The organism is Endozoicomonas sp. (assembly GCF_031844845.1).
Classification (GTDB): domain Bacteria; phylum Pseudomonadota; class Gammaproteobacteria; order Pseudomonadales; family Endozoicomonadaceae; genus Endozoicomonas.
Genome location: NZ_JAVRMB020000435.1, coordinates 1 through 5,632, shown reverse-complemented (window position 1 = coordinate 5,632; position 5,632 = coordinate 1). Strand labels below are relative to the sequence as shown.

Here is a 5,632-nt window from a genome sequence, read left to right as displayed (position 1 = left end):
CTACCACCAACTGACATAAGCAGTTCCCCTTGGTGATATACGTCCTTTGCGCAATGTGAAATCATTTTTCTATAACGCTGATCAAATTGCAACCACAAAAAAAGGGACGTTATCGTCCCTTTCTTAAATTTCTTTAAAATTTGCCTTCTACGAAGTGGCAAACTCTTTTAACTTTTTCAACGGCCTGACCTTAACCTGAATAGACGCCGCCTTGGCTGGTACATCCATCAGCTCGCCTGGCTTGAAAGGATTAGGAACACCCTTTTTCGCTTTTTGCGCCGGTTTTTTCTTGGTCACAATTTTTAACAATCCGGGCAAAGTAAACTCACCACAGCCTCTTTTTTTAATATGACGTTCAACCAGTTCCCCCAGCTCGTCCATTACCGCACCGACCTGCTTTCGGCTTAGTCCGGTATTTTCTGAAATTTCTGCAAGCATCTGGGTTTTGCTGTATTTATCTTTGATTGCGGACGCTTTTTTAGCAGCCATAGTCATAACTCTCCTGATGAAAAATCCCTTTAAACAAGGCATTGCGTGCTTGCCAATACTTAAGCTGCTGCTGTCTGGAATAGATCAACACAACTCCTATTCAGCGACGGCATTTTTAAGCGACGGCATTTATCAGCTACTGCATTATCTGCCACTGCATCAGGCGGATATTGGTACCTCTACTCTCGATAAGCCATTTAATAAACGACCAATCACTCCATGAGTACAACCCTGTCATCTAAAACTACCCCCAAACAATCACAAACTGCAAGAGAAGGTAATAACTGCGAACATCCAAGGTACTGAATACCACTCTAATATCAGTATTTTTCCATGTCGAGCACTTTTTACTCAAAGGTTCATACCTAAATAACAGACCTAATCACAACACTCATGGAACTCACACAGAGTTCACTACGGCATTTGCAGGTTTGTTAATGCTTACTGCATCAAGTATCTTCCTGCCTCAACACAAAATATGCTCTCAGCCAGCATCAAATCACTTCAGAAATTACCAGCCAATATTTGAGAAAAAATCGCCATAACGGTACATTAACCACTGATATCGGAAACATGTATTCCATCAGAATGAGTAGCACACCGTATTTTATCGAGTTCAAAGCCGTAATAAAAAGCAGTGCTGATGCAAAATGGACAACAGATTTACCATAGAGACTGCTTTCATAAGTGACTGTTAACTCCGGAAATATTCGATCAAAAGGGCTCGATTATCTTCAACTGATACTGATAACAAATAAAGGGAACATGCCTTGAAACACTTAAAACGCTTTCACCTTATTACCGGCCTTTTGGCTTTTCTTCTCATCATTACCAGCATTACCGGGCTTTTCCAGCTTTCTTCTGAGCCCGTTAACCTGAGCAGCTCAGCCATTGTCGTATTGATGGCAGCCTCTCTGGTTAACCTGATGGCAGGGGTCAGTGCTACGGTATGTTACGGTTCCCGTCGCGGGGTTCAGGCTATCGGATCAATCTTAATGATTACCGGTATTGCAGCGGCAGTGGGCTTCACAGCCGACAGCACCTTAGTGATCCCAGGCATCACGCTGGACAAAATTGCCCTCATTACGCTTAGTGCAGGCACGCTGATTCACGTTTTCATCAGCCTGAACAATCCCATTGTCTCACACCCGGATTTTGCCGATGACTCTGGCCGTGAGACCGGCTCCGTCAAATGGTTCAATATTACCAAAGGCTTTGGTTTTATTACCCGTGATGTTGGTGATGATATTTTTGTCCATTACCGCGCCATTCGTGGAGAAGGCCATCGCACACTCAGCGAAGGACAGAGAGTTGAGTTCATCGTTATAGAAAAGGATAAGGGACTGCAGGCTGAAGATGTCATTGCAGCCCCAAAAGGCAGATAACCTGAAAGGAATGTTTATTTTGGCTGGAGAAACCCTCCAGCCAAAATAACACCCGGATAACAGAATCAATAATGCGGTGGTGGTAACTCTTCCTGAGCGTCCAACTGCTCAGAAGGCATCTCGTCAAATTGCTTCTTCAGTTGCGCCAATGCTTCCGTTAGCCGCTCAATATCTCTCTGCTGTCGAGTGACCACTTCATTCAGTTGAGCAATGGTATCTTCCTGATAGCTTAACTGCGTTTGCAGCGCAAGCAGTTCGTCTCGCATGATTTTAACTCCCACAGACAGCCGGTTATGCCACATTTAACGGACAAATGAGGCATGTTCATATCAATCAGGGCAGGCAGCTACACCCAAAAAGACAGACATGGATAAATCAAATGGCGCAGTCTACTCTCTGGGACTCAGCCTTCCAAATTCCCTTTCGACCATTGAAAAGAATCAACACCCGTTATTGCTTCTTCCAGTTTTCTCATAATCTCTGAAAGTTCTTCCGCAGTATACGGTTGAGCAGGCTGTTTACCCCAAACCGGCGCTGGCCAGACAGCGTCATGGCTATAACGGACAACATGGTGTACATGAAGCTGTCGTACAACATTACCCAGGGCAGCAACATTCATTTTTTCTGCCGAAAAAAGAGCCTGTAGCATTTCTGCCAGAAAAGATGACTCACGCAACAGTTGCTCCTGAGCAGCCTCATCCAGCTGATAAATCTCTTCTACATTCTGTACACGGGGTACCAGAATAAACCACGGATAATGACTATCATTCATCAGCAACAATCGACAAACAGGAAAATCGCCTATAACCACGCAATCTCTTGCCAGCCGGGGATCCAGATCAAAGCCACTCACAGCGCCACCCATCCATTGAAAATTAAACAGAGAAGAAAATACCTCGTAAAGTACCCTGCCAACGGTAAACCAGCCGCCACTGATTGACCGGCGGAGATAAACAGTAGGACATCACTGGCTTGCCCGGGCAATCTGAACGGAAAAGTTTTATCCGAACCGGAATACTCTCAGTAGAGTACTATCAACTATTCTAATTCATGCTCAATTATTTTCTATTCAATCAATATTTATCGCTATATTTATTCAAACCCGTTAACATTCGACAGTTACTGTTTATTTAAAATGCGTATTGCAGTAATTTTTTTCATAGTTAGCCGGAGTAATATGTATGGAAGTTTATAATAGCAAAGCGAATACCTTTGATGCCACAACAGTAAACATTAACCCTCAAAACAAGACATCAGAGCCAACAAAAGGGTCGGAAGCATCAACGGTTACACAGGGGCCACTGTTGCATACGCTTCCACAATCCCGAACAATATTCACTTCAGAAACAAGCTCTGATCAGAATTTAGAGCGACGAAAACCCCAGCACCCAAACACTCCCACAGTGCCTTTTTTAACGGGTAACAATGAAATAACCACAGAATACCAGCAGAGCAAATCAACAACAGTTGACGAAACCACTGTAAACAGCCTTATGGAAGACATAAACTCAGGATTTGCTGACGAAATAGAGGTTAACGGCCTGATAGAAACACTGAAAAGGATATACGCAGCTAAGATTGAGGAGCTAAACAAAGAACTAAACAGAGCATTCAGACAATACAAAAACGACAATTTCAAGTTACTTTCAGAAATGAAAGTAAAAAAAGATGACATCATTAAATCTTTAAAACACCTTGCGCCAAACATTATAGAAGAAGAAACAAACAAAATGAATTGTTCTTTTTCTATTAGCAGTCACCTTAAAGAATCCATATTACAACTCACAAACCAAAGAACGGATACAGCTAGACAAAGCATAGAAACAGAAATCACCCACATTCAATCAAACCCAGCATTACTCGAGAAATCAAAAGCAGCCGTTATTTCAGAAATTCGACCAATGTTGGAAAAACTCGACAAAATTAAAACTACCATTATAAATAAAATCGATGATGAATTCGAAAAACACACCAACAGAGACATGAAAATAGCGTCCAGAGTTGACAACAAAGCACTGAAGATAGCTGATCACACACTGGCAAGCAAGCCTGCAAAAAAAAACAATAAAGAGATAACGAACACAACAAAAACACCCACACTTTCATCAACACCCATATCAACACCCATATCAACAACAGATTATCTCGATAACTTTTCAACCATAATATCTATTGATGATGAAAAATTAATTGAAAACACAATCAACAAAATGGAAGAACTCATAAAAACGATATCTGAAGAAGCAAGCAAAATAAATTCGATCATCAAAATTGAGTTCAAAAAACTTTTTTCGGAACTGAATACAATTGATGACCCATCCTATTCCCCCATTGAGCTTAGTTATGCAAAAACTCGTTTAGACAGAAAATTAAAAGAACAAACTGATAGAGCCAAGGATGGTATAAATCAGTTATTAGCCTCAAACAAAGAAAAACATAACAAGCATCTTTTGACTACTTATCAAGACGCTCCAACAGAGGAAAGCATAGGTACAGCAAAAGTTACAATACAAAAACTACAAATTGATCAGGAAAATAGAGCCGAGAAAGTTTATAAAAAAATAGATGACTATTTTAACTTTACCAGTCAATCAATGAATCTATTTTTTAAAGCCTTAGAGCAGACGGTAAATTCAGTTGTATCCAGTGCAATAACAATGAACAAGTCTAAAAGACTGGACCCTGAAAGTATCGAACAACTTGAGCAAGATAATCCAGCGCCTGAAATCTCGTTATCTGACTATAAGATTCTGGAGCCACTACCAGCGATCGTTAATGACCAGTGGCGAAGCAGTATTCAACCAGCCACCTGTCCCCCACCAGCAGGCCTCGCGACAACACCAGAAAGCAGTACAAAAGAGCCAATACTCCAAACGCCAACGCCATCCGCAGGAATAACGACCACCGCTGCCAAAACAACCATACTTATCAGGCACAAAATGACGCCTTCTTTAGATAATTTACCAGCAGGATCAATTGATAATGAAAATCAGCAGATGTCTGAGCAGAAAGAAGGCTCGGGAATAGCAATTACTCCCACTACCCTTTGGAAACAGCACTCCACGCATAAACAGCTGTTCAGAGAATCCAGTGTAGTGGAAATCATTGATCAATCGATTGGTCAAAGAAAATTTGAGTTTTCTGGCGAACCTGGTAGTGGATCATCAAGCGAAGCATTGGAAGTTACCTCGAGTGAAATATATGAAAAAACCAACGAACAACTTCGGGAGCAGGTTGAAATCCTGAAGAATGATGTAAACTCTATTAATAAAAAATATGAGAATGGCAGATCAGGAAATAGACACCACAAATATAAGCAGGAATTGCTAAATGCTTTCAAAGAACGACGGGCTGAGATAATTAATATTACCAAACAAAGTATACAGCGAGAAACTGAAAATCCATCTGATATTTTATTAGCATTCTTAATTGAGAGTCATAAAAACCTCTGTCAAGAATATATGATCACCCTTGATCAGTATGCTTCCCATTTAAAAGAAGAGACTGGTGTCGGTATCGGCTACCATTCGGGCACCTGTGGCATAGTAGAATGTGTCGACACTGATAGTTCATTGGCTAATGATTTAATGGCTGAAACAATAAATAGTGTTAAAGACCTGCTTTATAATATAAAGATAAAAATGGAAGATATTATGATAAAGCATGGCTATAATGTCCAACTCCCAGAGGACAATGAGGAATTTAGTGAAGCGTTTAATCAATGGAATGATGAAATAGTAAATATTATAAACTCAGCG

General features: G+C 40.8%; 6 protein-coding genes. 3 read left to right on the top strand and 3 right to left on the bottom strand.

The window, feature by feature from the left end:
* Positions 1-147 precede the first annotated feature (147 nt).
* A complete protein-coding gene (locus tag RM811_RS23990; RefSeq protein ID WP_402529396.1) occupies positions 148-489 on the bottom strand; it encodes an HU family DNA-binding protein in 342 nt (113 codons plus the stop codon).
* 49 nt (positions 490-538) lie between these two features.
* Between RM811_RS23990 and RM811_RS23985 the strand changes: the two genes are divergently transcribed.
* Positions 539-712 carry a hypothetical protein gene (locus RM811_RS23985; protein ID WP_402529394.1) on the top strand — a complete coding sequence of 58 codons (174 nt, stop codon included), beginning with the start codon at positions 539-541 and terminating at the stop codon, positions 710-712.
* Between the two features lie 547 nt (positions 713-1,259).
* On the top strand, positions 1,260-1,874 hold the full coding sequence (locus RM811_RS23980; protein WP_402529392.1) for a cold-shock protein: 615 nt from the start codon (positions 1,260-1,262) through the stop codon (positions 1,872-1,874).
* 65 nt (positions 1,875-1,939) lie between these two features.
* Here RM811_RS23980 and RM811_RS23975 read toward each other — a convergent pair whose 3' ends face one another.
* Both RM811_RS23975 and RM811_RS23970 read right to left on the bottom strand, forming a co-directional pair.
* The gene (locus RM811_RS23975; RefSeq protein ID WP_402529390.1) at positions 1,940-2,140 is read right to left on the bottom strand and encodes a SlyX family protein; all 201 of its coding nucleotides are present in this window, start codon (positions 2,138-2,140) and stop codon (positions 1,940-1,942) included.
* Between the two features lie 137 nt (positions 2,141-2,277).
* Entirely contained in the window at positions 2,278-2,739 is a 462-nt protein-coding gene (locus RM811_RS23970) for an HIT domain-containing protein (RefSeq protein ID WP_402529387.1), read from the bottom strand.
* A 316-nt stretch (positions 2,740-3,055) separates the two neighbouring features.
* Between RM811_RS23970 and RM811_RS23965 the strand changes: the two genes are divergently transcribed.
* Positions 3,056-5,632 (top strand): hypothetical protein (locus tag RM811_RS23965; protein WP_402529385.1); only part of this gene is annotated, 2,577 nt, incomplete at its 3' end.